This window comes from Exiguobacterium sp. s7 (assembly GCF_018618195.1).
Classification (GTDB): Bacteria; Bacillota; Bacilli; order Exiguobacteriales; family Exiguobacteriaceae; genus Exiguobacterium; species Exiguobacterium mexicanum_A.
In genome coordinates this window covers 110,273-136,807 of sequence record NZ_JACSLO010000007.1, presented here as the reverse complement: position 1 = coordinate 136,807, position 26,535 = coordinate 110,273, and the positions used below count along the sequence as shown (strand labels likewise).

The following is a 26,535-nucleotide window of genomic DNA, read 5'->3' as shown; positions in this document are numbered from 1 at the left end:
AGACGATGAGGTAGATAGGTCATGGGTGGAAGCACGGCGACGTGTGGAGCTGAATGATACTAATCGGTCGAGGCTTTGATCTAGTCTAACGGTTTGAGTGAATTGATGAGTCTTCAGTTTTCAGGGAACAACCCTGAAATGGATTGACACGCCCTTGAGGCGATGTTAATATTCTTTTGTCTGGTGGCGATAGCGAAGCGGCCACACCCGTTCCCATGCCGAACACGGAAGTTAAGCGCTTCAGCGCCGAAAGTAGTTGGGGGTCTCCCCCTGTGAGGATAGGACGCTGCCAGGCAAAATCGTTCCGCAATAGCTCAGTGGTAGAGCAACCGGCTGTTAACCGGTAGGTCGTAGGTTCAAATCCTACTTGCGGAGCCATATTAAGGCCCGTTGGTCAAGCGGTTAAGACACCGCCCTTTCACGGCGGTAACACGGGTTCGAATCCCGTACGGGTCACCATTTGGAGGATTAGCTCAGCTGGGAGAGCACCTGCCTTACAAGCAGGGGGTCGGCGGTTCGATCCCGTCATCCTCCACCATTTAATTTTAACCAATCAAACCATATATGCCGGTGTAGCTCAGTTGGTAGAGCATCTGACTTGTAATCAGAGGGTCGAGGGTTCGAATCCTTTCGCCGGCACTCCTTGGGGGGGTAGCGAAGTGGCTAAACGCGGCGGACTGTAAATCCGCTCCCTCGGGTTCGGCGGTTCGAATCCGCCCCCCCCCACCAGGTTTGAGCCATTAGCTCAGTTGGTAGAGCATCTGACTTTTAATCAGAGGGTCGCAGGTTCGAGCCCTGCATGGCTCATTTTTTATGCGGAAGTAGTTCAGTGGTAGAATACGACCTTGCCAAGGTCGGGGTCGCGGGTTCGAATCCCGTCTTCCGCTCCATATTATTCCCTTTAAGGGGCCTTAGCTCAGCTGGGAGAGCGCCTGCCTTGCACGCAGGAGGTCAGCGGTTCGATCCCGCTAGGCTCCACCATTTGTTTTTTTCTTAAGTTACTTATGACTTAAGTTTTTTTTTGCCTAAATCCATGAACCATTCACTTGAGAGTACAGAGAAAGGCAGCCTGCCACCATTCAGGCTGCCTTTTTGTATGTTTATTCATCATGGTGTGAAGTTGAACCACGACTTTGGTAGCGTTTACAATGAAGGTATTAAACGTTCAAGGGGGAAATGGGGATGAATTGGTCATATATTGAAGTACCGCTTCGCTATGGACAGGGGAAACATGGCGTAGAGCAAGGTCCATCAAAGTTACGCACACTTGGATTGGAGACATTATTACCGGCCTCAACGAAGCAACAGACGATTCGAGTGTTACCTGAATCTGAAATGATCAACAGTGAAGAGCATTTGAAACGCGTAGACGGGGTGTTATACACGGTCCAAGAACTGGCAGAAGTCGTCGATATCGAGATACAGGCGAAACGATTCCCATTGATCGTTGGGGGCGATCACAGCATGGCAATCGGGACGCTGGCGGGTCTTGCCAAAACAGGACCGTACGGCGTCATCTGGGTCGACGCACATGCTGATTTGAATACGGGAGAAACGTCTCCATCAGGCAATATTCATGGCATGCCGCTTGCTGCGGCGATGGGAATGGGAGATATTCGCTTGACTGAAGTCGGCGGACGTGAACCCAAACTTGCGCCTGAGCACTTGGTCTATATGGCGCTTCGAGACATCGATGAAGGTGAGATTCGAGAAATCAATCGTCTTGGCATTAAAGTCATCACGGTCGAAGAAATTCGGACGCGGGGCGTCGACGTCATGATGGAAGAAGCACTCGCTTATTTGCGCGCACGTGTCGATCGCTTCTATCTCAGTTTCGACATGGACAGCTTGGACGCGAAACTTGTGCCAGGTACCGGGACGCCGGTCGATCAAGGTCTGACGGCCGCGGAAGGAAAAGCGATCTTGGCCGAAGCGATGAAGGCAGACGATCTGATTGCGATTGAGTTGGTTGAATTGAATCCGGCGCTTGACCATGAGGATACGACGGCCCAGTTGGCGTTTGAGTTGTGCGAGACGATTTTGAAATCCAAAGAAAACCTGTTATTGGAAGGTGAAACTGTCTGATGACCTTACAGTTTCCAAGTCCTTTTGCTACAATGGACTTGGAAACTTTTTTTGTTGTCACGATTTTTTTTGAAACCTACATAGAAAACGATTCGTATAGAAAGATGACCGCATAGGTTGCGGAGAGGGGAAGTGGATTGATGGAACGGCTGACCACCCGTTTAGTAGACGAATTGAGGTCGGGGAATCATGATTCGTTTGCTGAGCTGGTAGAACTGTACAAGGATGGTGTCTTTGCTGTCGCTTATAAGATATTATATGATCGTGGCGAAGCGGAAGACGCAGCCCAGGAGACGTTCATTCGGGCGTATACCCGGATTGATACGTACGATCCTCAGTACAAGTTCAAGACGTGGCTCTATCGCATTGCGACGAATGTCGCAATCGATCGTCTCAGAAAACGAAAGCCGGAGTATTCGATGGATGCCGAGATTGCTGGCACCGACGGCTTGACCTATCAGGACCATTTGGCTGATGAAGCACCCCAACCCGATGCCCAAGTCGTTCATCGCGAAATTCGAGGCGAGATGCATGAAGCGATCAAGCAGTTGCCCGATAAGTATCGGATCCCGCTCCTGCTGAAGTACGTGGATGATTTATCGCTCAAAGAAATCAGCGTCATGATCGATATGCCGGTCGCTACGGTTAAAACAAGGATCTTCCGGGGAAGAGAAATGTTAAAGACAATCTTTCAAAACAGGGAGGGGTTCAATTGACTCCTGAAGAAAAAGTACAACAATATTTGGAAGATGGCATCCTGCCCGAAGAATCTGACGAACTACGTCACTTGTTGGAGGACGACGACTTATATGAAGCGTACCTTCAATACGAACGAATAGATGCCGAACTGAAGGCCTTACCACGGCCGAAACTATCCGATGATTTTACAGCCCGTGTGATGGCATCTCTACCGGACGCGAAAGCACGGGTAGAGGTCACACCGGTGACTCGATTTGAAGAAAAAGTCCAGACGAAACGCAAACCACCATCCAAATGGATGACGTGGTTCCGTAAGCATCCAGGACTGATGGCGGCCGCCTTATTCTTCAGTTTGATGTCGAGCGCGACGCTCGGCCTATGGAACGAATCGACAGAGACGATGACGTACACGAAAGTGCCGGGCATCGTTGTCACGTCAAACGAGGTCGTCATCCCGGAAGGCGTTACCGTCGAGCGGGATATCACGGTCCAAGGCGGGGACCTTCGAATTGAAGGGACCGTCAATGGGAACGCGACGGCTGTAAATGGTCGGGCTTATCTGGCTAGCGCTGGAGAAGTCACGGGAGAACTTGAGCAGATCGATCGGATGTTTGAGTGGATGTGGTATTCGTTCAAACAAATCTTCTAACGGAGACGCCGGAGACGGCGTCTTTTTGTGTTCGTTTCAATCTGGTTTCGTTTTATTGTCTAGCGATGCGCGGTTTCGGAAATGTGATATAATGTAATTTGCACGAATTGGCTAGGTAGTTGAGGAGGGGAGCATTTGCCGCTACTTGAACAGGTATCATTCTTATCATTTTTTAGTCTTTCAGAGAACGTACATTGGTACGATTATTTGAATGACGTTTTAGATATTGTCGTCGTCACTTATGTCATCTATAAGTTGATGATGATTGTACGTGGGACAAAAGCGGTCCAATTGATTAAAGGGATTTCCATCATCCTTGTCAGCTGGTTCCTCAGTGGGTTCTTTGGGTTGAAGACGTTACAGTTCTTATTGAATCAAATCATCACATATGGACTACTTGGGATCATTATCATCTTCCAACCAGAACTCCGAAGAGGACTCGAGCATTTAGGACGAACAAGTAATTTGTTCGGCCGAACGAGCACGAGCGATGAGGATAAGCAACGCCAAATGATCGAAGCGATCGTCAGTTCGGCGCAATACATGTCAAAACGTCGCATCGGTGCATTGATTGCGATTGAACGCGATACGGGCTTGAATGAGTACGTCGAGACCGGGATTCGCATGGATTCGCACATCACATCACAACTGATCATCAACATTTTCATTCCGAACACCCCGCTGCATGACGGGGCGATGATTATCCAGGACGGGAAAATTGCGGCCGCGGCTTGTTATTTGCCGTTGTCCGAGAGCCCGCACATCGATAAAGCGTTAGGGACACGACACCGGGCCGCCATCGGGGTCAGTGAAGTGACTGATAGCGTGACCCTCACCGTCTCTGAAGAAACAGGCGCCGTGTCACTCGCGATTGCCGGTCGTCTGTATCGAGAGTTGGATGAGGAGGCACTTCGCAATAAGTTGATCCAAGAACTCGTTATTGAAGAAAAAGAGACGACGCTCTCGTTCTTTAATAAAAAAGGGGGGGACAAGTAAGTGATTGATCAGTGGTTACAACATAAATGGTTTCTCCGCATCATCGCACTTGCTTTAGCCATCCTGCTTTATTTCATGGTCGCCGAAACGAGTTCGTCGACCAACTCCACGAATGCCCTCCCGATCGTCGGACAAAGTTCGATGACGCTCGACGTTCCCGTCGAAGTGTTCTTCGATGAGGTGCAGTACGTGGCATATAACGTTCCAGAAGAAATGAACGTTGAACTTCAAGGACCATCTAGCAGTTTAACGATGACGAAATTGGTGAAAGATTATCAAGTCTTCGTCGATTTAACGAATCTCGGGACCGGCTTCCACCGTGTTCCGGTTGAGGCACGCGGCTTTGGCGGAGACGTCAACGTCAAGCTCGAACGGGATACAGTAGAAATTTACATCGACCGTAAACAGACAATTGAAGTTCCCGTATCGGTCAACCTTTTGAACAAAGAGCAGTTGCCAGAAGGGAAAGTGGTTGGTGACGCCGATATTGAACCGGCAACGGTGAAAGTCTCGGGCGGTGCCAGTCGGATTCAAAACGTCAAAGAGATCACGTTGAACGTCGATGTCGCCAACCAAAGTCAAACGTTCACGCGAGAATTGACGCCGACGATTTTAGATGCGAACGGCAATCCGCTCAACGTGACTGTTGAACCGAACATCATCAGTGTGTCGGTCCCGGTCTACGAACAAAGTGCCGTCTTCCCGATCGAAGCAGTCACGACTGGTGAAGTGGCCGACGATTACAGACTTGTCGATACGTTGCTTGAAGAGACGGAAGTCCGTGTCTTTGCGCCACAAGACGTGCTCGATGCGATCGACACCGTGGAGACGGAGCCGATTGATTTAGACGGCATCGACAAGACCGGGAAAGTGACCGCCAATCTCGCTTTGCCAGAAGGCGCTTCATCCCTTGCGACAAAGCAAGCGGAAGTCCAATTGCTCGTCCGGGCTGCAGATGAGACGCGAGACGACACAGGCGAATTGACGGAACGGGTTCGCTTGACGGTCCCTGTGACCGTGCGGGGGTATGACCGGACCAACTTTACGCTCCAAGCGCCTGAAGTGATTGGAGTGACGTTGTCCGGGAAGCGATCCCTGTTGGAAAACATCACGTCGAACAGTGTGAGTGTGACCTTGGATTTGACAGGTCTCCCGAGCGGACTGCATGGGGTCGACGTCGATTATGAAGTACCAAAAGGTGTGACCGTCGTCTCACCGAAAACAATCGACATTGAGTTGACGAGTGTCGATGAACAAACCGAAACGTCCTCGATTCAATGAGGCGTTCAATCATACAAAAGTGAGGAATTGAATTCATGGGTAAATATTTTGGAACTGATGGAGTCCGCGGTGTCGCGAACTCAGAATTGACAGCAGAATTAGCATATCGTTTAGGTCGTGCGGGCGGCTACGTGTTATCGAAACACTTGCCAGCCGGCGAACAGCCAAAAGTTTTGATTGGCCGTGACACACGCATTTCAGGCCACATGCTTGAAGGTGCACTCATCGCGGGTCTCCTATCAATCGGAGCCGAAGTGATGCGTCTCGGCGTCATCTCGACGCCAGGTGTCGCTTATTTGACGAAGTCGCTTGATGCAACAGCCGGTGTCATGATCTCGGCGTCGCACAACCCGGTCGCGGATAACGGCATCAAGTTCTTTGGTAGCGACGGCTTTAAGCTCGATGACGCGACAGAAGCGGAAATCGAAGCGATTTTAGATGCGGCGGAAGACACGTTGCCACGCCCGGTCGGGAAAGACCTCGGCTTTGTCTCGGATTACTATGAAGGTGCACAGAAGTACCTTCAAATGTTGAAACAGACGGTCGACGAAGATTTCGACGGTCTCCATATCGCCCTCGACTGCGCCCATGGTGCAACGAGCGGATTGGCAGCTCGGTTATTTGCTGACCTCGAAGCGAACGTCTCGACGATCGGGAACTCGCCGAACGGCTTGAACATTAACGAAGGTGTCGGTTCGACTCACCCAGAGCACTTGGCGCAATTCGTTCGTGATAAAGGAGCGGACATGGGTCTCGCTTTTGATGGCGATGGTGACCGCTTGATTGCGATTGATGAGAACGGCGATATCGTCGACGGCGATAAAATCATGTACATTTGCGGGAAGTACTTGAGCGAGAAAGGTCGTCTCAAAGACAACACGATCGTTGCGACGGTCATGAGTAACCTCGGATTCCATAAAGCTGTTGAAGATGCTGGTATGACGGCGCTTCAGACGGCAGTCGGTGACCGTTACGTCGTCGAAGAGATGAAAAAACACAACTACACACTCGGTGGCGAGCAGTCGGGTCACCTCATCTTCCTCGACCACTCGACGACAGGAGACGGTATGCTCTCTGGCGTTCAACTCGCCCAAATCGTGAAGACGACAGGCCGCAAGCTGTCAGAACTCGCGGCTGAGATGCCGGTCTATCCACAAAAACTCGTCAACATCCGTGTCACGGATAAGAATGAAGCGATGAACGGCGACCGTGTGCTCGCGACGATTCAAGAAGCGGAAGCAGAAATGAACGGCAACGGCCGTATCCTCGTCCGCGCCTCTGGTACGGAGCCGCTCGTACGCGTCATGGCGGAAGCACCAACTTCGGAAGAATGTGACCGTTATGTCGAACGAATCGCACAAGTTGTCCGCGAAGATTACGGCTTAGAAGGATAATTCTGTCGAAATAGGGAATAAAACAAGGGAATCCGTCCTCGGGTTCCCTTTTTGTTTCCGTTTTGTCACTGTGAAATTATGTGATTTTCTTGACGAATGGAGGTGTGATTTGTACTATTAAGAGCGTGACCTTAGAAACGGAAGGACACCCAGTACGAAACAAGCGCCAGAACTCTTCGGAGTTGACGAGGTTGGAGGTTATCGAGTTTTCGGCGGATGCCTCCTAGTCGCCTGTCACGACTACAAGCAAACCCTCAAAACGCCCGGGCGACCGGACGGCCAAAGGGGAGCGCGTTGACAGCTCTTAGAAAAAGCCCGTTTCCTTTTTCGAGAAATCGAATATAGAGGAGATTTTTGTATGTGTGGAATTGTAGGAATGATTGGGAATACCGGAGCGAAGGAAATCCTTCTCAAAGGTCTTGAAAAACTCGAGTACCGCGGTTACGACTCGGCAGGTCTTGCTTTGATGCATGATAACGTGAACGTGCATAAAGAAGTCGGCCGGATTGCTGCGCTACGCGAAGTCGTCCCAGCAGAAGTAGATGGCACGATTGGAATCGGCCACACACGATGGGCAACACACGGGGTGCCGAGCGTGCCGAACGCCCACCCGCACCAGAGCACGACGGGCCGCTTCACGCTCGTCCACAACGGTGTCATCGAGAACGACGAACAGATCAAGGCGACACTCGACGTGCCGTTCCTCTCGGAGACGGACACGGAAGTCATCGTCCAGTTGATGGAAAAGAACTTCGTCGAACTCGGCGACGTCGAGGCGGCGTTCCGCAAGACGTTGTCTGAGCTCCACGGCTCGTACGCGATCGCGATGATCGATTCAGAGGACCAAGAGCGCCTCTATATCGGGAAGAACAAATCACCACTCCTCGTCGGTCTCGGCGACGGCACGTTCAACGTCGTGGCGTCGGACGCGATGGCGATGCTTCAAGTGACGGATCAGTACCTCGAACTCCACGACGGCGAGATCGTCATCTTGACGCGCGAGTCGGCGACGATCAAGACACTCGACGGCGAAGTCCTCGAGCGTGCACCGTACACGGCCGAGATCGATGCGTCAGACATCGAGAAGGGCACGTACGCGCACTACATGTTGAAAGAGATGGACGAGCAGCCAGCCGTCATCCGCAACATTATCCAGCACTACCAGAACGAAGCCGGTGACATCGAGCTCACAGAAGGCGTGCGCTCGCTCGTCTCGGAAGCGGACCGCATCTATATCGTCGCCTGTGGTACGAGCTACCACGCTGGTCTCGTCGGTAAGCAATTGATCGAGCGCGTCGCAGGTGTGCCGACAGAAGTGCACGTCGCTTCAGAATTCGGTTACAACATGCCGCTCCTCACGGAGAAGCCGTTGTTCCTCTTCATCTCACAATCAGGTGAGACAGCGGACAGCCGGGCCGTCCTCGTCGAAGTGAAGAAGCGCGGTTACAAGGCGCTCACACTCACGAACGTTGCCGGTTCGACGCTCTCACGTGAAGCGAACGAAACGATGCTCCTCCACGCCGGTCCGGAGATCGCGGTCGCATCGACGAAAGCATACACGGCCCAAATCGCCGTGCTCGCCATCCTCGCCTACGACATCGCTCGTGCGAACGGCAAGAAGCTTCCGTTTGACCTCATGACAGAGCTCGCGCGTGTCGCGACGATCATGGACTCGGTCATGGCTCAAAAAGAAATCTTTGAGCAATTGGCAGACAAGTTCTTGAAAGAGTCACGCAACGCGTTCTTCCTCGGTCGCGGCATGGACTCATACGTCGGTCTCGAAGGTGCCCTCAAGCTCAAAGAGATCTCGTATATCCAAGCAGAAGGCTACCCAGGTGGTGAGCTCAAGCACGGACCGATCGCCTTGATCGAAGACGGCACACCGGTCATCACGCTCGTCTCGCAACCGAACACGCACCTCAACATCCGTGGAAACATCAAGGAAGTTGTCGCCCGTGGCGCCGTTGCTTGCACGATCTCGATGGAAGGCATGGAACACGAGAGTGATTCATTCGTCTTGCCGCGTGTCGAGCCACTGCTCACGCCGCTCGTGACGGTATTACCGCTTCAACTCATCTCGTATTACGCGGCTCTTGCGCGTGATTGCGATGTCGACAAGCCACGTAACTTGGCGAAATCAGTCACAGTCGAATAAACGGTAGGCCAAGATCTTTCGGGATCTTGGCTTTTTTTGTTGTGATTTACGTCATGCGAACCGGCTTGTATACTGAAGGTATAACGACTAAGGAGAGAACGCCATGCGAATCCAACTAGTTAACACATTCATCCTGCCGGAGGACGTGCGTTCATAAGTTGGCCACCTCCTCCGATGATTCACTGTATCGGAACAAACTATCGGAGGAACCAAACAATTGAAGATTCAACAGCTTTACTATGCGGTCACGAGTTCGCGCTCGCTCATCATACAGATGGTGTTCACGTTGAACGCCATCTATTATGTGACGACCGCCGAGTTGAATGCGTTACAACTCGTCTTGATTGGAACGATTTTAGAAGTATCAATTTTACTATTCGAGCTGCCCACCGGTCTCGTCGCCGATTTATATGGACGGAAGCGGTCGATGGTCATCGGCATCGGTTTGATTGGATTGGCCCATTTGCTAGAAGGGGGCATCCCTGAATTTTGGGCCATCGCGGTCGCGTCAGCGCTATGGGGTATCGGCTGGACGTTCATCAGCGGGGCCGAACAGGCATGGATTGCCGATGAGATGGGGAATGACGGGTTAGAACAAGTGTTTTTGCGAGGCGCTCAATATAGTTCGCTCGGCCGCTTCGTCGGAATTGGGCTTGCCGTGCTCCTCGCCGAAGTCACGTCCGTCCAAACGACAATCGTGCTCGCCGGTGGGATGTTGGTCATGCTCGCGATCATCACATGGCGCGTCTTGCCAGAGACGCGGTTCGAACCGATCACGCGGGCCGATACCTCGAACCTCGTGCAAGCAAAACGGACGGTTCGGGACGGATACACCCATATCCGTGGCAATTCGATTCTCGTCGGCTTGGCTGCCATCACGCTCGTCTGGGGTCTCGCTAGTGAAGGATTCGACCGGTTATGGGGCGCGCATTTGATTGAGACGTTCCAGTTGTCGGAACAGGCGGCCGTGTATTGGTTCGGCTTGTTCTATGCCGTCGCGTTTCTATTCAACATGCTGGTGTTGAAAGGTGTCGAGCTATACGTCAAAGGACGCTATGCGACGACCTTGTTTTGGTTCAACGTGTTGCTCATCGTTGCGATGCTTGCTTTCGCTTCGATCGGACAGTTTTGGTTGGCCGTGTTGTTGTATTGGACGATTGCGGCACTGCGTAACGTGCACTACCCGCTCATGAGCGTCATGACGAACGAGCGGCTCCCGTCGAAAGGCCGGGCGACGATTTTGTCGATGTTCGGTCAGGCCGACCCGTTCGGTCAAGTCGCCGGGGGTCCGCTGGTTGGACTGCTCGCCCTGTACACGTCGATTCAAGGAGGGCTCGGGGCAGCGGCGCTCTTGCTCCTCCCGATGTTGGTTTTCTTGAGAAAAATCAAGCACCATTGAGGCAAAGACCGTCCCGTGATTCGTTCGGGGACGGTCTTTGTGTGACGATGTGAGGAATTCTACAGTCAAGCGCCATATTAAATGATAGAACTCGTTTGATTATTAGAAAAGTGGTCAATAGGATAGTAGAGCATATAAAGGGGATGAACATCATGAATATTGTTCATGGAGGTCACCGGACGCATTGGGCAATCGGGTTGTTGATCGGTTTAGGGTCGTTCCTGCTCAGCAGTTTCCTCTTCAGTCTCTTTATTGAAACCGGTGTGCTCGTCACGTTCCTCACCGGTGTCGTCGGCAGCGTCCTGTTGTTCTTATTGCTCGGTCACCGTGAACACTTGATTCGAAATGTCGGCTTGAGCACGATTGGCATGGTCGCCGCCATCTTGCTCGGGTTTGCGGTCGGCGAAACGTTCACGGCCATCTTCCCATCACTCGGTGACACGTACGGAAACACGGCATTCCTGATTATGGTGACGACGGCCTTCGGTACGATGCTCGGTGTCATCGTGTACGGGAAGAAAGCACTTAGCTTCTTCCTATTGGCCAGCTTCGTCACGGCACTCGTGTTGACCGTTTTGATTGAAGTCACGAACGTGATGCAAGGCCAATTTTGGCAAGGGGTCGATTTGAATTACGTGCTCATCGTGACGACAATCGGAGCGGTGGCCGGTTTCGCGCTCGGACTATTCGAGGATGTGAAGCATGCGCATTAATTAGAAGATCGCCGCGAGGCGGTCTTTTTATGTGTCAAACTGCTAACAAATCATCGTATCGGTCTCAAAAACGTCTCATCACCTCGATAGCAGGGTAACGTATACACATAAAGACGTAAGGGAGAGATTCGATGAGACAGAAAAAATGGATGACGGGTTTGAGCGCAATATTGCTCGCGACGACTTTGGCAGCTTGTGGGGATGCCGAGGAAGAACAGACGAGCGATTCGACAGAAGAACATTCGGACCATTCGATGATGGACCATTCGGGATCAGGAGAGGTGCCGAGCGGGTTAAGTGAAGCGACAAATCCGACGTTCCCGGTCGGGTCGACCGCGATGATGACGGCCGACCACATGCCGGGCATGGATGGCACCGAAGCGACAATCGTCGGTGCATATGACACGACCGTCTATTCGGTTTCTTATACCCCGACGGATGGAGGTGACCCGGTCGAAGATCACAAGTGGGTCATCCATGAAGAACTCGACAATCCAGGTGAGGCACCGTTAGAAGAAGGGACCGAAGCTACTCTGGCCACAGACCACATGGACGGGATGGACGGCGCCGAGGCGACGATTGATTCGGCCGAACAGACGACGGTGTATATGGTCGACTTCACCACAAACGACGGGGAAGACGTCACGAACCATAAATGGGTCACAGAAGATGAACTCGAAGCCATGAACTAAGGATGAACCTCAGAAAAATCTGAGGTTTTTATTTATTTACGATGATTATTTATTGATAAACGATAAAAGTGAGGTTATGATGAAGCTATCAAACGAAGTGAGGTGGCTTCATCATGAAACGAGAGACGGTTTTTTTACGGTTGGCCGTATTCGTTCTGGCTGTCCCGATTGTGGCGGCCTGCTTGTTTTTGCTTCCGTACATTTGGCGCGAGGCGGTCGAGAGCGGGAGTTGGATTGAGGACTCGATTCGCCCGATTGTGATTGGCATGTACGTATCGGCCATCCCGTTCTTCATTGCGCTGTTCCAAGCGTTCATGTTGCTACGGTTGATTGACCGCGACGAAGGGTTCTCGTATCGGGCTGTCCAATCACTCCGCATGATCAAGTATTGTGCGTTGACGATCACGGCCGTTTATATCGGGACGCTCCCGTTCTTCTACTGGTTCGCCGAACGAGATGATGCGCCTGGGTTCCTTCTCATCGGGCTTGTCTTTGTGTTTGACGCGTTCGTCGTCGCCGTATTCGCGGAACTGTTACAGAAACTATTGAAGCGTGCCATCGACATGAAGCAAGAAAATGATTTGACGGTCTGAGGTGAGATAGATGGCGATTATCGTAAATCTTGACGTAATGTTGGCGAAACGAAAGATGAGTGTGACCGAGCTGTCTGAAAAAGTGGGCATCACAATGGCAAACTTGTCGATTTTAAAGACGGGCAAAGCGAAAGCGATTCGTTTCTCGACGCTCGAAGCAATCTGTCAGGCGCTCGACTGTCAGCCGGGCGACATTTTAGAATATCGGGAAGAGTGATGGACAGGGCGAGCGCCCTGTTTTTTTGTGGAGTTTGAAACATTTTCCATCACGTTGCGTATAAGACAGGAAAGACGAACGAAAAGGGGAAACGAGATGATTCAGACATGGAATGAACGGGCGCACAAAGCGTTAAAAGGAAAGGCAGAGCTATTACTCATCTGGTCGTTCGCCTGCTCTGTGATGTTAGAATTGGGGTTGATGGCAGACCCGACTTATTACGGTTTGACGGTGGAGTCACTGCCGCTGACTGTGCTCAGTTTAGGTGGCATCTTAGTTTATATCGCCCTTTATCCGGTTAACGTCGGATACAGCTGGCTCATCTTAAAGACGGTACGAGATCAGCCGATTCGCTGGAGTGATGTGTTCGACCCGTTTCGTCACCGCTATGGAAAACATTTGCTCGCAACAATTCTCGTCATATTGTTCCAAGTACTATGGACATTGTTGCTAGTCGTACCAGGAATCATAAAGTATTTCTCGTATGCGTTCACGTACTTCATCTTACGCGACGACCCAGAACTGTCTGCTACAGAGGCAATCACAAAATCGAGAACGATGATGCGCGGACGAAAGTGGGATGCGTTCAAACTCATTATGCCATTCGTTCCGATGTATCTAGTCGGTTTGATTTTTTATATGCAACTTGATTTAGTCGTCCTCGGGTCATGGATTTTCCTTGTCGCACTAGCACTCATCCGCCCGTTCATCGTCAGCCGTTTCGCCGTCATGTATGAAGACGCGCGTATCGAGTATGACGAGCAGTGGAATCGCTCGGCGTGAAGCGCATCGGTTCCGGCGTATGAGTCCTCGGGCATGATACAATCTTCCTGACAGAAGGGGGAATGGACATGAACATCGGTATTATTGGTGCCGGACTGAGCGGGATTGTCGCAGCACGCGATCTTGTGCGTCACGGCCATACAGTTGAATTGATTGAGAAGAGTCGGAGCGTCGGGGGACGCTTGGCGACGAGGCGGATCGGAGACGGCAAAGCCGATCACGGGGCGGTCTATTTCACCGTACGAGGGGAAGAACTCAAACAAGATGTCGCCGACTGGCAGACGAGAGGGTGGGTCAACGTGTGGTACGCTGACCCGTATCCGCGCTACGTCGCCGTCGACGGGATGAACGCCTTGGCCAAACGGTTGGCCGACGGGTTGCCCGTCCATTTGAACGAGCGGGTCGAGACGGTCACGACACGAGATGGTCAGGTCAGCGTCCAGACGGATGTGACGACGCGACAGTATGACCGTCTCCTCATCACGTCGCCGCTCCCGCAGACGCTCGACTTGCTCGCAGATTTTCCGGTCGATGCGGCGTTACGTGAATTGACGTACGCCCCGACGTTTGTCGGTTTGTTCGAATTGGCAAGCGATACTCCCATCGGTCCGGACGGGATTCTCGATACAGACTTGGCGCCGGGTATCTTGAAAGTCATCAACAACCGCCAAAAAGGCATCTCGGCGACCGAACTCGTCAGCGTCTATATGGACGAGTCGTGGAGCGAGGAGTGGTATGAACGAGCGGACGAAGACACGCTTCGTGAGATTGAGCGCCTGTTGCAAACGGTGACAGGGTCGGCGGTGATTCAATCGAGGCAGTTGAAACGGTGGCGCTATGCGCAGGCGACCGACGTCTGGAACGAGCCTTACCATCGATTGCGTGACGAGCCGATTTTCTTGGCCGGTGACGTCTTCCTCGAGCCGGATGACGCTTCAGGCCGGACTCGGTTCGAGAGCGCGTACGTCTCAGGACTCCGTGTCGCGGAAGCGATGCGCTAAACCTTCTTCGGAAGGTTTTTTTCATGACCGTGCCGAATAGTCAGACATATGAATTGGAGAGGGGAATCAGACATGGGGATGGTTGGCGCATACATGCGGGTATCGGTCGAAGAGTTGACAGCACTGCTTCAAGAGCCGGAGCGTTTCGAGCAACTGTTAGAAGATGAGGAACGACAGACCGATATCGATAAGGCGTGGCACGGTCTTTACTTTTTATTGACCGGGGCGACCGATTTGAACGAGATCGACCGTCATTCGCTCGGGAAGGCAGTCTTCGGAGGGGATGTCATCGACGAAGAGACGGGCATCGCCTATTTGATGCCGGGAGAAGTCGAGGACTTGTCGACCCGACTTCAATACATCGAGCTGGAGGCGCTAGAAGCGCGCTACGACGTCGCGACGATGAACGAGCAGGAACTGTACCCATTTGAACGGGAGTGGGGACTCGAGGAAAAACAGTACTTATTGGACCAGTTCGATGAGTTGAAACGTGTCTTCGCCCAGGCGTCGAGACAGCGGGAGGCGCTCGTCACATGGATCGGGTAAGCGTAAAGGCGTTACGTCTTCAAGATGAGGCGTTGCTGTATGAGTTCGAGTGCGAGAATCGCACGTATTTCGAGCGTTCGGTTCCGAGCCGAGGCGACACCTACTATGAGCCGGAATCATTCCATCAGGCGTTGCAGCAACTATTGAGCGAGCAGACGAACGGGGACGGGTACTATTACTTGATTTGGCGCGACGACACAATCGTCGGGCGTCTGAACGTTCATCATACCGATGCCGACACTGGCGAGGTCGGTTACCGGGTCGGAGCGGGGCATGGGGGACGCGGGTATGCCACGGCGGCCCTGCGACAATTGTTGACGTTCAAGTTGCCTGGATTCAATCGATTGAGAGCCGAGACGACAAGCGACAATGTGGCGTCCCAACATGTATTAAGGGGTGCCGGTTTTATCCATGATGGCGAGGCACGACAGATGGAATGGGAAGGACAAACGCTGACGTTTTATACGTATGTATATCCACTCGACCGATGAAGGAGCGACTTCATCGGTCGTTTTAGTTGACCGTTCTTAGTTTAGGGCATAAACTATCTTTATCTAGTTTAGGGGGTAAACCAAAATGAAAGAATTGATGCGGGAGGCCGTCCAGTTGTTCGAAGAGGTCATGTTCCAAGGTGCGGAGCATGTCATCGAGGCGATGGACGGTGACGTCTGGCATGACTATTCGCTTGAACAGCTGCAGCTGCTCAAGCTGCTCGAACAGTTCGGTCCGATTCAAGCCGGCCAGTTGGCCCAAAAACAAGGAGTTCATAAGAGCGCCGTCTCCAACCGGTTAAAAAAGCTCGTCGACAAAGAGCTCGTCGTCAGTCGACGCGGGCATGACCAGCGCGAGCGGTTGATCGAGTTGACGGAAGCCGGACATCGCATCGTCGAAGAAGCGGATGCGGCCGTCTACCGTTACGTCGAATCGTTACTAGATGGAAACATCGAAGAGACAGAAATCGAACAGTTCGTCCGGACGTTCCGGAAAATCAAACAGCTGCTTCGAATTGGGGAGGAATAACACGTGCATAAAATCATCCAATGGCGCTGGGGCATCTTGATCGGTCTCATCGTTTTGACGGCCGCCTTGTTTGTGGCGGCCCCGAACTTGACGAAGCAGGCCGAACAAGCCGGCAGCTTCCAATTATCAGAGGACATGGACTCGCAGCGGGCGCAGGACATCTTGAACGCCGCCGGGAAGAGCGATAAGACGATCTCGCTCGTCTATGAGTTCGAAACGCTCGGTGATGCCGAACGGGCCGATATTTCCCGGGTCATCGACGAGATGAAACAAAACGACACGGTCGTCAAAGACGTACTCGACCCGTTTGAAAGTGAAGAGACGGAAGCACAGCTCGTCTCGGAGGACGGGCGCATCGTGCTCGTCCCAATCACGGTCGAAGGGTCGATGGAAGACATCAACGCCTTCGCGGACGACGTGCGGGCGAACATCCTCCCGGAAGACGAGACCGTCTACATCACAGGTGAAGAAATCATCAACAACGATGTGAACTTGAGTGCGCAGGAAGGCTTGAAGAAGACGGAAATCATCACGGTCGTGCTCATTTTCGGACTGCTCCTGCTCGTGTTCCGCTCAATCGTGACGCCATTCATCCCGCTCATCGCGGTCGGATTCACGTATTTATTGAGCCAATCGTTCGTCGCATTCTTTGTCGATTGGTTTGGTTTCCCGGTCTCGAACTATACGCAAATTTTCCTCGTGGCCATCTTGTTCGGGATTGGAACTGACTATTGTATTTTACTGCTCAGCCGGTATAAAGAAGAGCTCGGCGCGGGCCATGCGATTGAAGATGCCATCGTCAACACGTACAAGACAGCAGGGCGGACAGTCCTCATCAGCGGTCTCGCCGTGTTCGTCGGCTTTGCGGCCATCGGTTTCGCCGATTTCCCAATCTTCAAATCAGCCGTCGCCGTCGCGGTCGGGATTGCCGTGCTCTTGCTCATTCTCTTCACGGTCGTGCCGTTCTTTATGGCGACGCTCAAGCATCGTTTGTTCTGGCCATCGAAGAAGGCGGGCGAACATCACGACAGCCGTCTCTGGGCCGGATTCAGCCGTCTGTCGGTCAATCGACCGTTCGTTTCGATTCTCGTCGTCGCGTTGATCACGGTACCGGTGTTGTTCACGTACGACGATGCCCGGTCGTTCAATACGGTCGATGAGATCGGTGACGATTATGATTCCGTGCGCGGCCTCAACTTGATTTCAGAAGGATTCGGACAAGGGGAGTCGCTCCCGGTCCAAGTCATTTTGAAACAAGCTGGAGCGTTGTCCGAAACGGATATCCCGTACATCGAGAAATTCTCGAGTGAACTTGAAAACATCGATGGGGTGAGCGGCGTCCGTTCGGTGACGCGTCCGACCGGTGACGTCATCGATGACTTTTACGTCGACACCCAGCTCGAACAAGTGAGCGCAGGACTGACGGAAGCCGAGACTGGTCTCGGTGACGTCCAGGACGGACTCACGCAAGTCGAATCTGGGCTTAACGCCGTCGTTGGCCAATTACCGGCCGGTTCAACGAACGCCGGCGCCCCGCTCGCGGAAGCGGCAGCGGGACTTGGTCAATTGAACGCTCAGCTCGGTCTGATTGGCCAAGGACTCACGGCGACGCAAAATATTCCTGCGACCGTAACGCAGCTCGGGCAAGTGTCGGCCGGTCTCGGTCAAATCGAGGCAGGCATTAACGAGGCAGCATCTACGTTGACGGCACAAGGCGCCCAAGCCGGAGAACTCGGAACGGGTCTCGGACAACTCGCCGCAGGTGTCGGTGAAGCGAACGCAGGGCTCGCTCAAATCGAGACCGGTATCAATGAAGCGGCGGCATTCCTATCAGACCTGAGTAGCTCGGACAGCCTGCGCGATACGGGCGTCTATCTACCGGAAGGGACGCTCACGTCAGAGGAGTTCGCTCCAGCTGTCGAGCGCTACGTATTTGACGACGGGACGGCGACACAGCTCGAGGTCATCCTCGAGATGGACCCATATTCGCCGGAAGCGATTGACACGGTCGAGACCGTGAAAGCGACGATGGACCGGATCGTCACCGATACGCCGTTCGCGGATGCGACAATCGGATATGCCGGTATCTCGAGCATTAACAGCGACTTGAATGAGACGTCGACGAACGATTTCAATCGGACGGTCGCCATTATGCTCGTGACGCTGTTCATCGTCTTGACGATGTTGTTCCGTTCGATGGTCATGCCGCTCTATATGATCGGCTCGCTCTTACTGACGTATTACACGTCGGCGGCCATCACGGAGCTCATCTTCGTCGAAGGACTCGGTTATGACGGCATCAGTTGGGCTGTTCCGTTCTTCGGGTTCGTCATGTTGATCGCCCTCGGCATCGACTATTCGATTTTCCTGCTCGATCGGTTCCGCGAGGAGTCGATCAACGGGATGACGGTTCGCGATGCGCTCGTCCATTCGATGACGAAGATGGGGACGGTCATCATGACCGCGGCCGTCATCCTCGCCGGAACGTTCGGGGCGATGATTCCGTCTGGCGTGCTCAGTCTCGTCCAGATTGCGACAATTGTTATCACCGGACTGTTGTTATACGGATTGATTGTGTTGCCACTGCTCATCCCAGCGATCACCGTATCGTTCGGGGACGGGGTATGGTGGCCATTTAAACAAAAAAGTAAAGATAGAGACTAAATTTTGCGATGGACAGCACAACAATTGTTGTGCTGTTTTTATTTGTTGAGTCAATGTCAGCGAAATGGAGAAAGACGGACTTGAGATTAATAAAAATACGCCGAAATATAATATAGATCTTTATTCTATTGAAAGTAGGCAACAATTATGGTGAATCATTTTGAAAAAATGAGTTCGTTGTTTGTATCGCGCATGGTGATTATTTTATTTTTCCTCTCTTATCCGATCATGGGTGTTTTGTATTGGATGGGGGAGCTCGCGGGGCAAGGCGCAGTCAATTTTATTCTGATAGGTGGTGTCATTCAAGCCGCATCATGGCTGGGCCATCGCTTCTATGTGGAACATACTTGGTTGAAGTATGGGCTCGTCACGTTGATGTACATTGCAGCTTCAGCAATTATCTTGACGCTGCCAGGTACTGCGATTCAAAATATCGTCTTTCTGTATATCGTATTGATGTTGATGTACTTGAATCGGCATCTTGTGCTGTACGGCAGCATTCTCGCGCTTATCGTATCGGTCGGAGCTGTATTGATTGGGCGCTTTTCATTTGAAACGCCGCTCGATCTCGTCATTTGGTTCACTGTGCTCACAATGGCTTTGTCTGGCGCATACTTTGTGTCATTCTTTGGTGCGAAGTTGTTACATGAGACGTTCACGCAACAAGAAAAGTCAGAACAACACGCTAGCGAAATCGAGCTAACGATGGCGAAGACGACAGCGAGTGCGACCACACTTCATGGGGCCGTCTTCACGATGAATGATTCAGTCGACTCTGTCACAAATGCTTCGGAGCAAGTGACAGAACAAATCGGTTTGATGACGAAACGGACGTCGGAACAAGCAGGTCTGATTCAAAACGTCGCTTCGCAAATTCGTTCAACTGTACAGGCGTTTGAGCGGATGCAACAACAGCTCCAGGAGACGACGTCTCAAGTGAGTGGGGTCTTGCAGGACGCTCATGTATCGCATGAAAATATGGACTCGACAGAACGGTCGCTCGCTGAACTGAACTTAAGTATCAGTGAAGTCAATCATGCGTTTAAAGGATTGGCGGAGCGTTTCCAAGAAGTGCGGACCATCACGGGTACGATCCAGCAGATTTCGTCTCAGACGAACCTGCTGTCGCTCAACGCTTCAATTGAAGCAGCGCGAGCGGGGGAACACGGAAAAGGATTTGCAGTCGTCGCGTCCGAAATTCGGAATCTATCGGCTCAAACGGCCCAAGCCTCATCTCAAATCAATGATATTATCCAACTCGTCATGCAGGAGGTGCAAGTGACGGAACGTGCAATCGATGGTAGTACAGAACGTTTATCGACGCAGGAAGAACAAGTACGTAAGAGCGGAACATCGATTCTCTCCATGATCCAAACGACAGGAACGGTCGCAAGCACCGTGGATGAGACGTCGACACAGCTCCAAGTCGTCGCATCAGAACTGAACAAAGTTCACCAAGTGACTTCCCAAATGTCGGCACTAATGACAGCGCTCGAAGTGAACAGTCAAGACGTTCATGTGCTGACGATGTCACAGCAAGAAGCGTTAGCTTCGTTGAAAGATCAAATTGAAGAACTGAACGAGATTGCGAACGAACTCGTCTAAACGATGGACACGCCTTTACAAATAGGCGTGTCCATTTGCGTATACATCTCTTCCAAAACGGGAACAGTTTTGCGTCAGTCCTAAAATGAGGAGGAATCGCATATGGCAATTACAATCACCGCTATCTTGAAGGCACATCCTGGGAAAGAGGACGAGTTACGGCAAGCGCTCGATGAGGTCATTCCTCCGTCGCGACAAGAGGAGGGGTGCCTGACGTATGTGCTCCATGAGTCAATCGATGCCCCGGGCACGTTCGTGTTCTATGAAAAGTACGAAGACGAGACGGCGCTTGACCATCACATCAACTCACCGCATTACCAAGCATACCGAAAGACAGCTGAGACGCTACTCGCCGTCCGTGACGTGTATCGTCTGCGTGAAGTCTGAAAGGAGAAAGGATTATGATTACTCAACCGATTATCCCGTGTATTTGGTTCGAAGATGACGTTGAGGCAATTGCGGAGTGGTATGTGTCGAAGTTCCCGGATTCATTCGTCGACTATACGACGAAACTGAGCGATACGCCTTCGGGTGAGACGACGGTTGTGACCGTCTCGCTGGCGGGACAGTTCTTTCAACTGCTCGGGGCAGGTCCGTTAAAGGAACGCAACCCGTCCATCTCGTACATGGTCACGTTCCCGACGTCGGAAGAAGTGGAGACGCTGTGGAACGAACTTATGGATGGGGCAGAGGTGCTCATGCCGCTCGACACGTATGATTTCAGCGAGCGCTACGGCTGGTTGACAGACAAGCACGGTGTCTCGTGGCAAATCATGCATAGCGGCGGGATGGACATCCAGACCGTGACCCCGTGCTTTTTGTTCGTCGGAGACGTGTTCGGTCGGGCCGAGGCGGCGATGAACGACTGGATCTCCACCTTTCCGGATTCTTATGTGCTCGAAGACCATCTGATCCGTTACGAGGCGACAGACGGCCCAGAGTTGGAAGGAAAGCTCAATTATGCCCGTTTCGTCTTGTCCGGACGTGAGTTCGTCGCCATGGACAGCGTGGAAAATCATCAATTCGCCTTCAACGAGATGCAGTCGCTGATCGCGTTTTGTGAGTCGCAAGCCGAGATTGACGACTACTGGGCCAAGCTGTCGGCCGTCCCGGAAGCGGAACAGTGCGGCTGGCTCCAAGACCGGTATGGTGTCTCCTGGCAAATCGTGCCGTGGGAGATGGAAGAGATGCTGACGACCGGAACAAAGGAACAATTGGCGCGAGTGACGCAAGCGTTCTTACCGATGAAGAAAATCGATGTCGCCGCGTTACGAAACGTCTACTGACAAAAACAAGCCATCCCGATTATTTCGGGGCGGCTTGTTTGTCGTTTGGTGTGAAGTCGGACAGTGCGTCTTTCACGACGATTGTATCGGACAAACGGAGTTGTTCGACTGCTTGATCAATATATGGTTCGCATGTTTGAAGCGGCAAGTCATCACCGGTCTCGACCGAATAACACATGCCGCTGCCGACCGGCTCTGTCAAATCCGGGACGAAATAAAGGTCGTCGTAGCGGAACGATCCGTTCCGGAACACGGTCAAATTGGGCTCATCGTCGAGAAGCGAACTTCCAAGCATGTACGTCGGTGTCATCCCGAGCAAATCGAGGATGGTCGGGGCCAAATCGACTTGACCGCCGCTCGCCTGTACCGTCTGACCTCGTTCGAGTCCGGCCGGTTTGATGAATAACGGGACGGAGCGATCGAGCTGGAACAAATCGACCGTGGAGTCGGCGTCTGCTTTTATAGCCATCTCGTCACCGGCAGCGGTCAATCCGCTGTCGTGGTCGCCATAAAAGACGACCAAGGCGTCGTCCCACGTTCCGTTGGCTTTCAGTCGTTCAATCATGAGACCGACGGCGGCATCGCTGTAGTGGACGGTATGATAATAGTCTTGGAGGAGCGGGTCCTCGTATTCCGATAAATCCAACCGTTTCTCCTCGACCGGAATCTCATACGGCGTATGGCTCGTCAACGCGACCATGAAGGAATAGAACGGCTCGTCCAACGTGTCCAAGTGGTCGACCGATGTCATCAGGAACTCCTTGTCGCCGACGGCCATACCAATGACCGGATCGGCCGGATAATCGTCTTGGTGGAAGAAGTGGTTGTAGCCAATCTGCTCATAGAAGTTGGCGCGATTCCAAAACTCCTTGTCGAACGCATGCATCGCGGCCGTATCATAGCCGGCTCGGCGCAACTGCTCAGGCAAGGCGTCAAACGTGTTCGTCGCATACTGCGTATACACCGAACCTGATTTGACAGGATAGAGCGAGGCGTTGACGGTAAATTCCGCATCAGACGTCCGGCCCTCGTGCGTCTGATGATAAAAATTCGGGAAGTACAGCATCTCATCACGAAGCGCGTTCAAATTCGGCGTCAGCTCCTGCCCGTTGACCGTCTGACCGATTACGGACGCTTGGAACGACTCGAGTTGGACGACGATGACGTTCGTATCGACTGTGGTCTCCACTGGTTCGGTCGCCAACGCTTCGATTTGGCTGCGCTCCCGTTCTGTCAGGTCGTCACCGAGATGAAGGGCGTCCTGAATGCCGCGGAATGCATCGAGGCCGTGATAGCCCCAAAAGCCGAGCTGATAATACTCGCGCATGTTCGAAATCGAGCTTTTCCGGTGATCTGTTTCGGCGTAATGAACGACGGTCGGGACGGTAAAGACGATGAAGCCGACAAGAAAACCGGCGACCGCCAAACGGCGACCGAGACGTTTCGGTTCCGTGATGGGGTGTCGCTTCATATAGAGGAGGACAGCCGCGTAGACGAGCAAGTCCGTGAACAAGATGAAGTCGGGCGCTTGAATCAGTGTCAGAAAGCCGCCCCCGACGTCTCCCATCTGGCCGATATCAGACAGTAGGGCGGCCGACAGCAAGTTGCCGAAATAGCGGTAGTACCAGACGTCCGAGATGAGGAGCGTGCTGTGCAGAAACAGCGACGCGAACAAAATCCAGCGGCGCGTCTGTTGTTTTATGAGTAGCGCCCAACTCGTCATCATCAAGATGGTCGCTAGATTGATGAACAAAAAGCGCAGGTCGAACGCGCTCGCCGTCAACAGACTGAATAGGAACAGTTTCGTGAGCGATAATGTTAAATAGGTCCAATAATCGAGATATTTCATGAGAGGCCTCCAAATGGTACGGACAAAGTGTGTTCTCTGTCATGTACCTGTTCGACGACGGCGAAAAACATGAGGGTGTGCGAATCCAATAAAAAAAGTGAGGCTCGTGGCCTCACTTGATGACAAACGTGTCCCGGAGCTCGATAATCGTGCCTTCCGGGGCTTTCAGTTTACTCAAATGACCGTCGACGACGAAGTAGATGTTCCCGCCGTGTTTCGGTAAGAACGTCACGCCAAGGTCCTCAAGGCGCCGCACTTCGGTTTCGAGATCATCGACGTACAAAGCGAAGTGGACCGGACCGGCCGCATGCTTCGAATACGGTGACAACGTCTCATCGACTTTCGCCGTTTGGAGCTCGATATAAAAGTCGCCAAGTTTGAGCCAGCTGTTGTACGCGCGCGTATGAAAGTCGGGCGACTCTTGAACGAGCTCGAAGCCGAGCGCCTCATAAAATCGTTTGGACGCCTCATAGTCGGGCGTCTGGATGCAGAGATGGTGGATTTGTTTCATGATGTCACTCCTTTCTTTTAGTTTATCCAATCAACGTTCTGAACGGAACTTTTCTTCACGTGAGACGTATAGGACACCGAGGAGGGAATGATGATGAAAATCCAATACGAATTGACGGAAGACGACTATATCCGGTTCAACTTGAGCCATATTAAACGTTCGAAGACCGGAAAGCGAATGATTCTCCTGCAGCGAATCATCGGACCACTTATCTTTTTAGGCGCTGCTTTCGTGCTGGCGACGTGGCTCCAAGAGACGGACTGGTGGCTGTACGGGATATACGGAATCGCGAGCGTTCTGTGGTTCCTATATTATCCGAAATACTTTGAACGGCACGTCCGGAAGCAGACGCGGCGTCTCATCGACGAACGCAGCAACGAAGGTATGCTTGGCTTGCATACGATGGATTTGGAGGAAAACGGTCTTCGCGATTTAAACGAATTCGGCGAGACGCGTGTGTCATGGGCAGGAATCAAGGAAGTCGTCGAGGAGGACGATTATGTGTATCTATACAACTCCTCGGTTAGCGCCTATATCTTGCCGAAGCGCGGACTGGACATGGAAGAGGTGCGCCGATGGCTGCCGATACGCTGACGATTCAACTCGTCGATGAAACGAACCGGGATGCCGTAGTCGCCTTGACCGTCGCTTCTGACCAAGCCCGTTTTATCGAAACGAACGCCGAATCGCTCCGCGAGATGGAAACCGATGTCAAATATGCGTGGCAGTGCTATGCACTTTGTCGCGGTGATCATCCCGTCGGCTTCATGATGATTGGGGCCGAGAACAAGGTGGAGCGTTACATCTGGCTCGATCGATTTATGATCGATGTGACAGAGCAAGGGAAAGGAATCGGGTCACGCTTTTTACAGTTGGCACTCGTGTGGATTCAAGAGCGATTCGATGTGGATGACCTCATCCTCAGTCTCCATCCGACGAACGAACCGGCGAAACGATTTTATGCGAAGGGTGGATTTGTCGACAGCGGCTTGATTGATGAGGCAAACGGGGAAGAGATTTGGGTGTATCACGTCAAACAGGGACAGCCGTCATAAGTCGGCCGTCCCTGCTTTTGTGGACGATGTATTTTGGACAGCGTTGCCCGCTTTGAAAAAGAGGAAGATGGCAGCCACTCCGAAAATCGAGATGAACACGTTTTGAAGCAACACATCGACGAACATCGGCTCGCTGGAAAACGTGCCCGTCGCAATCTGGGCATTCCAGCGGGTGAACGTGGCGATCCGTTCGAGCGTGTACAAGAGACCGGACATGAACAGGCAAGCGGTGGCCGCCAATAATAGCGTCAATCGATTCAAGAAATGACCTCCTAATATCTGATATCCTGATTTTACCATTTACTATCAGTGGGAGGGAAGTATTTATCGCTTCGCCGTGAGCGGTCGCAATTGCTTGACCCGAGCCAAGACAATCCAGCCGAGCACGGCCCCAGTCACACTCGAGGCAAGGAAGGCTGGGAAGAAGAACAGCGCCCCGAACTCGGTCCCCATCAACACCTTGGCGTACGGGACGGCGACGAGCGAAGCGATGAGGCCGGTCCCGATGACTTCACCAAATGCGGCGAAGGCTACGCGGTTCGTCTTCATATAGAAGACCCCGGCCAAAAGCGCCCCAATCATACCTCCGGGAAAGGCCAAGAGCGACCCGGTACCGGTCATGACACGGACGATTCCGGTCACGAACGCAACGAGAACGGCCCCGATCGGCCCGACGGTGACGGCGGCGATGACGTTCACCATATGTTGAATCGGATAGGCACGGGCGACACCGGTCGGAATCGAGATGAACAGGGAACCGATGACGGCGATGGCGATGAGCATCGCCATCCAAGTGAGTTGTTGAATACGCATAGATAGTCTCCTTTCAAAATGAAAACGCCACTTCTCCAAGTGGAAAAGTGGCGTGGAAAGACAGACGAATCCCACACCACTTCCCTACGCTGGTATGAGCCAGATCAGGTTCGAAGGGTCCGGCGCATGCCGTCTCAGCCCGAAGGCTCCCCTAGTGGTCGTTTATTAACATGAGTATAGCATACCGTCATTTGACGCGGTCGAGCTTTCGTGGTCGGAACGTGACATAGATGATGCCGACGAACAGACCGTACAACAAAAGGGAGAAGACGAGATTGATCAGCCACGGGAGTGTCCCCATGAACACGGCGACGGACGCGTTTTGAAACCAGACGAGCGAGAGCGACAGCCCGACAAAGCTGAGAACGAGCGTTGTCCAAAAGCCGACATCTCGGCGCTTGAACAGACGCCAAACGAGCAGCCCGATGATGAGACTGACGATGGCCGTCGCCCCTAAGTACATATACAAGATGGCATCGACCGGGTATGAGTAATATACAACGTCCATATCGTTTCCTCCTAGGAGATG

Annotated in this window: 28 protein-coding genes, 8 tRNA genes, 2 rRNA genes and 1 riboswitch; of the genes, 33 read left to right on the top strand and 5 right to left on the bottom strand. The window is 52.5% G+C overall.

What is annotated here, in order from left to right; all coding sequences use genetic code 11:
• The 31 genes from KNP79_RS10680 to KNP79_RS10530 form a co-directional block, all read left to right on the top strand.
• Positions 1-83 (top strand): 23S ribosomal RNA (locus KNP79_RS10680); the annotation flags it as partial.
• Positions 84-179: 96 nt separating this feature from the next.
• Positions 180-295: ribosomal RNA gene (rrf, locus tag KNP79_RS10675) — 5S ribosomal RNA — on the top strand.
• Between the two features lie 8 nt (positions 296-303).
• A tRNA-Asn gene (locus tag KNP79_RS10670) sits at positions 304-378 on the top strand.
• A 6-nt stretch (positions 379-384) separates the two neighbouring features.
• A tRNA-Glu gene (locus tag KNP79_RS10665) sits at positions 385-459 on the top strand.
• Between the two features lie 3 nt (positions 460-462).
• Positions 463-538, top strand: a tRNA-Val gene (locus KNP79_RS10660).
• A 28-nt stretch (positions 539-566) separates the two neighbouring features.
• Positions 567-639, top strand: a tRNA-Thr gene (locus KNP79_RS10655).
• A 6-nt stretch (positions 640-645) separates the two neighbouring features.
• Positions 646-729 (top strand) — tRNA-Tyr (locus tag KNP79_RS10650).
• Between the two features lie 5 nt (positions 730-734).
• Positions 735-807 (top strand) — tRNA-Lys (locus tag KNP79_RS10645).
• A gap of 8 nt (positions 808-815) precedes the next feature.
• Positions 816-890, top strand: a tRNA-Gly gene (locus tag KNP79_RS10640).
• 15 nt (positions 891-905) lie between these two features.
• Positions 906-981 (top strand) — tRNA-Ala (locus KNP79_RS10635).
• Between the two features lie 201 nt (positions 982-1,182).
• Positions 1,183-2,085 carry an arginase gene (gene rocF, locus KNP79_RS10630; protein WP_052090198.1) on the top strand — a complete coding sequence of 301 codons (903 nt, stop codon included), beginning with the start codon at positions 1,183-1,185 and terminating at the stop codon, positions 2,083-2,085.
• Positions 2,086-2,225: 140 nt separating this feature from the next.
• Positions 2,226-2,801, top strand: a complete 576-nt coding sequence (gene sigW, locus KNP79_RS10625; RefSeq protein WP_034779769.1) for an RNA polymerase sigma factor SigW — start codon at positions 2,226-2,228, stop codon at positions 2,799-2,801.
• On the top strand, positions 2,798-3,433 hold the full coding sequence (locus tag KNP79_RS10620; protein ID WP_034779766.1) for a bactofilin family protein: 636 nt from the start codon (positions 2,798-2,800) through the stop codon (positions 3,431-3,433). Before sigW ends, KNP79_RS10620 begins: the two co-directional genes overlap by 4 nt.
• Before the next feature lie 135 nt (positions 3,434-3,568).
• Complete coding sequence (cdaA, locus tag KNP79_RS10615) at positions 3,569-4,429, top strand: diadenylate cyclase CdaA (protein WP_214834399.1); 861 nt, start codon at positions 3,569-3,571, stop codon at positions 4,427-4,429.
• A complete protein-coding gene (locus tag KNP79_RS10610) occupies positions 4,430-5,710 on the top strand; it encodes a CdaR family protein (RefSeq protein ID WP_214711169.1) in 1,281 nt (426 codons plus the stop codon).
• 35 nt (positions 5,711-5,745) lie between these two features.
• A complete protein-coding gene (gene glmM / locus KNP79_RS10605; protein WP_034779759.1) occupies positions 5,746-7,104 on the top strand; it encodes a phosphoglucosamine mutase in 1,359 nt (452 codons plus the stop codon).
• Positions 7,105-7,462: 358 nt separating this feature from the next.
• Positions 7,463-9,259 carry a glutamine--fructose-6-phosphate transaminase (isomerizing) gene (gene glmS / locus KNP79_RS10600; protein WP_214825286.1) on the top strand — a complete coding sequence of 599 codons (1,797 nt, stop codon included), beginning with the start codon at positions 7,463-7,465 and terminating at the stop codon, positions 9,257-9,259.
• Between the two features lie 217 nt (positions 9,260-9,476).
• Positions 9,477-10,658, top strand: coding sequence for an MFS transporter (locus KNP79_RS10595; protein ID WP_215192337.1), 1,182 nt, complete (start codon positions 9,477-9,479; stop codon positions 10,656-10,658).
• A gap of 152 nt (positions 10,659-10,810) precedes the next feature.
• Positions 10,811-11,371 (top strand): hypothetical protein, encoded by a 561-nt coding sequence (locus tag KNP79_RS10590; RefSeq protein WP_215189200.1) that lies wholly within the window; start codon positions 10,811-10,813, stop codon positions 11,369-11,371.
• Positions 11,372-11,502: 131 nt separating this feature from the next.
• Complete coding sequence (locus tag KNP79_RS10585) at positions 11,503-12,063, top strand: YdhK family protein (RefSeq protein WP_215192335.1); 561 nt, start codon at positions 11,503-11,505, stop codon at positions 12,061-12,063.
• A gap of 113 nt (positions 12,064-12,176) precedes the next feature.
• Entirely contained in the window at positions 12,177-12,656 is a 480-nt protein-coding gene (locus KNP79_RS10580; RefSeq protein WP_215192333.1) for a DUF2975 domain-containing protein, read from the top strand.
• Positions 12,657-12,666: 10 nt separating this feature from the next.
• On the top strand, positions 12,667-12,873 hold the full coding sequence (locus tag KNP79_RS10575) for a helix-turn-helix domain-containing protein (RefSeq protein WP_021065857.1): 207 nt from the start codon (positions 12,667-12,669) through the stop codon (positions 12,871-12,873).
• A gap of 96 nt (positions 12,874-12,969) precedes the next feature.
• Positions 12,970-13,656 (top strand): DUF975 family protein, encoded by a 687-nt coding sequence (locus KNP79_RS10570; RefSeq protein WP_215192331.1) that lies wholly within the window; start codon positions 12,970-12,972, stop codon positions 13,654-13,656.
• 68 nt (positions 13,657-13,724) lie between these two features.
• On the top strand, positions 13,725-14,657 hold the full coding sequence (locus KNP79_RS10565) for an NAD(P)/FAD-dependent oxidoreductase (protein WP_251132945.1): 933 nt from the start codon (positions 13,725-13,727) through the stop codon (positions 14,655-14,657).
• Positions 14,658-14,729: 72 nt separating this feature from the next.
• Positions 14,730-15,203: a YfbM family protein gene (locus KNP79_RS10560; RefSeq protein ID WP_214827645.1), complete on the top strand. Its 474-nt coding sequence runs from the start codon at positions 14,730-14,732 to the stop codon at positions 15,201-15,203.
• Complete coding sequence (locus KNP79_RS10555) at positions 15,191-15,694, top strand: GNAT family N-acetyltransferase (protein ID WP_214755957.1); 504 nt, start codon at positions 15,191-15,193, stop codon at positions 15,692-15,694. Before KNP79_RS10560 ends, KNP79_RS10555 begins: the two co-directional genes overlap by 13 nt.
• An 85-nt stretch (positions 15,695-15,779) precedes the next feature.
• Positions 15,780-16,223 (top strand): MarR family winged helix-turn-helix transcriptional regulator, encoded by a 444-nt coding sequence (locus tag KNP79_RS10550; protein WP_215192327.1) that lies wholly within the window; start codon positions 15,780-15,782, stop codon positions 16,221-16,223.
• A gap of 3 nt (positions 16,224-16,226) precedes the next feature.
• Positions 16,227-18,887 (top strand): MMPL family transporter, encoded by a 2,661-nt coding sequence (locus KNP79_RS10545; protein ID WP_215192325.1) that lies wholly within the window; start codon positions 16,227-16,229, stop codon positions 18,885-18,887.
• A gap of 192 nt (positions 18,888-19,079) precedes the next feature.
• Entirely contained in the window at positions 19,080-20,492 is a 1,413-nt protein-coding gene (locus KNP79_RS10540; protein WP_214833301.1) for a methyl-accepting chemotaxis protein, read from the top strand.
• Between the two features lie 102 nt (positions 20,493-20,594).
• Positions 20,595-20,879, top strand: a complete 285-nt coding sequence (locus KNP79_RS10535; RefSeq protein WP_214796447.1) for a putative quinol monooxygenase — start codon at positions 20,595-20,597, stop codon at positions 20,877-20,879.
• Positions 20,880-20,893: 14 nt separating this feature from the next.
• Entirely contained in the window at positions 20,894-21,778 is an 885-nt protein-coding gene (locus KNP79_RS10530) for a VOC family protein (RefSeq protein WP_214833303.1), read from the top strand.
• A gap of 19 nt (positions 21,779-21,797) precedes the next feature.
• Here KNP79_RS10530 and KNP79_RS10525 read toward each other — a convergent pair whose 3' ends face one another.
• Both KNP79_RS10525 and KNP79_RS10520 read right to left on the bottom strand, forming a co-directional pair.
• Positions 21,798-23,627, bottom strand: coding sequence for an LTA synthase family protein (locus tag KNP79_RS10525; protein ID WP_215192323.1), 1,830 nt, complete (start codon positions 23,625-23,627; stop codon positions 21,798-21,800).
• 112 nt (positions 23,628-23,739) lie between these two features.
• Positions 23,740-24,138, bottom strand: a complete 399-nt coding sequence (locus KNP79_RS10520; RefSeq protein WP_214796453.1) for a VOC family protein — start codon at positions 24,136-24,138, stop codon at positions 23,740-23,742.
• A 93-nt stretch (positions 24,139-24,231) separates the two neighbouring features.
• On the opposite strand from KNP79_RS10520, the gene KNP79_RS10515 reads away from it, so the two are divergent.
• Together KNP79_RS10515 and KNP79_RS10510 are read left to right on the top strand one after the other, a co-directional pair.
• On the top strand, positions 24,232-24,732 hold the full coding sequence (locus KNP79_RS10515; protein ID WP_215192321.1) for a YcxB family protein: 501 nt from the start codon (positions 24,232-24,234) through the stop codon (positions 24,730-24,732).
• Positions 24,714-25,193, top strand: a complete 480-nt coding sequence (locus tag KNP79_RS10510; protein ID WP_215192319.1) for a GNAT family N-acetyltransferase — start codon at positions 24,714-24,716, stop codon at positions 25,191-25,193. Before KNP79_RS10515 ends, KNP79_RS10510 begins: the two co-directional genes overlap by 19 nt.
• On the opposite strand, the gene KNP79_RS10505 is transcribed toward KNP79_RS10510, so the two are convergent.
• The 3 genes from KNP79_RS10505 to KNP79_RS10495 all read right to left on the bottom strand — a co-directional run bounded on the left by KNP79_RS10505 (position 25,188) and on the right by KNP79_RS10495 (position 26,514).
• Positions 25,188-25,454 carry a hypothetical protein gene (locus KNP79_RS10505; RefSeq protein WP_215192317.1) on the bottom strand — a complete coding sequence of 89 codons (267 nt, stop codon included), beginning with the start codon at positions 25,452-25,454 and terminating at the stop codon, positions 25,188-25,190. The genes KNP79_RS10510 and KNP79_RS10505 overlap by 6 nt on opposite strands.
• 63 nt (positions 25,455-25,517) lie before the next feature.
• The gene (gene thiW, locus KNP79_RS10500) at positions 25,518-26,006 is read right to left on the bottom strand and encodes an energy coupling factor transporter S component ThiW (protein ID WP_214834162.1); all 489 of its coding nucleotides are present in this window, start codon (positions 26,004-26,006) and stop codon (positions 25,518-25,520) included.
• Positions 26,007-26,070: 64 nt separating this feature from the next.
• A riboswitch (TPP riboswitch) is annotated at positions 26,071-26,169 on the bottom strand.
• Between the two features lie 24 nt (positions 26,170-26,193).
• Positions 26,194-26,514, bottom strand: coding sequence for a hypothetical protein (locus tag KNP79_RS10495; RefSeq protein ID WP_214796461.1), 321 nt, complete (start codon positions 26,512-26,514; stop codon positions 26,194-26,196).
• Positions 26,515-26,535: the final 21 nt, after the last annotated feature.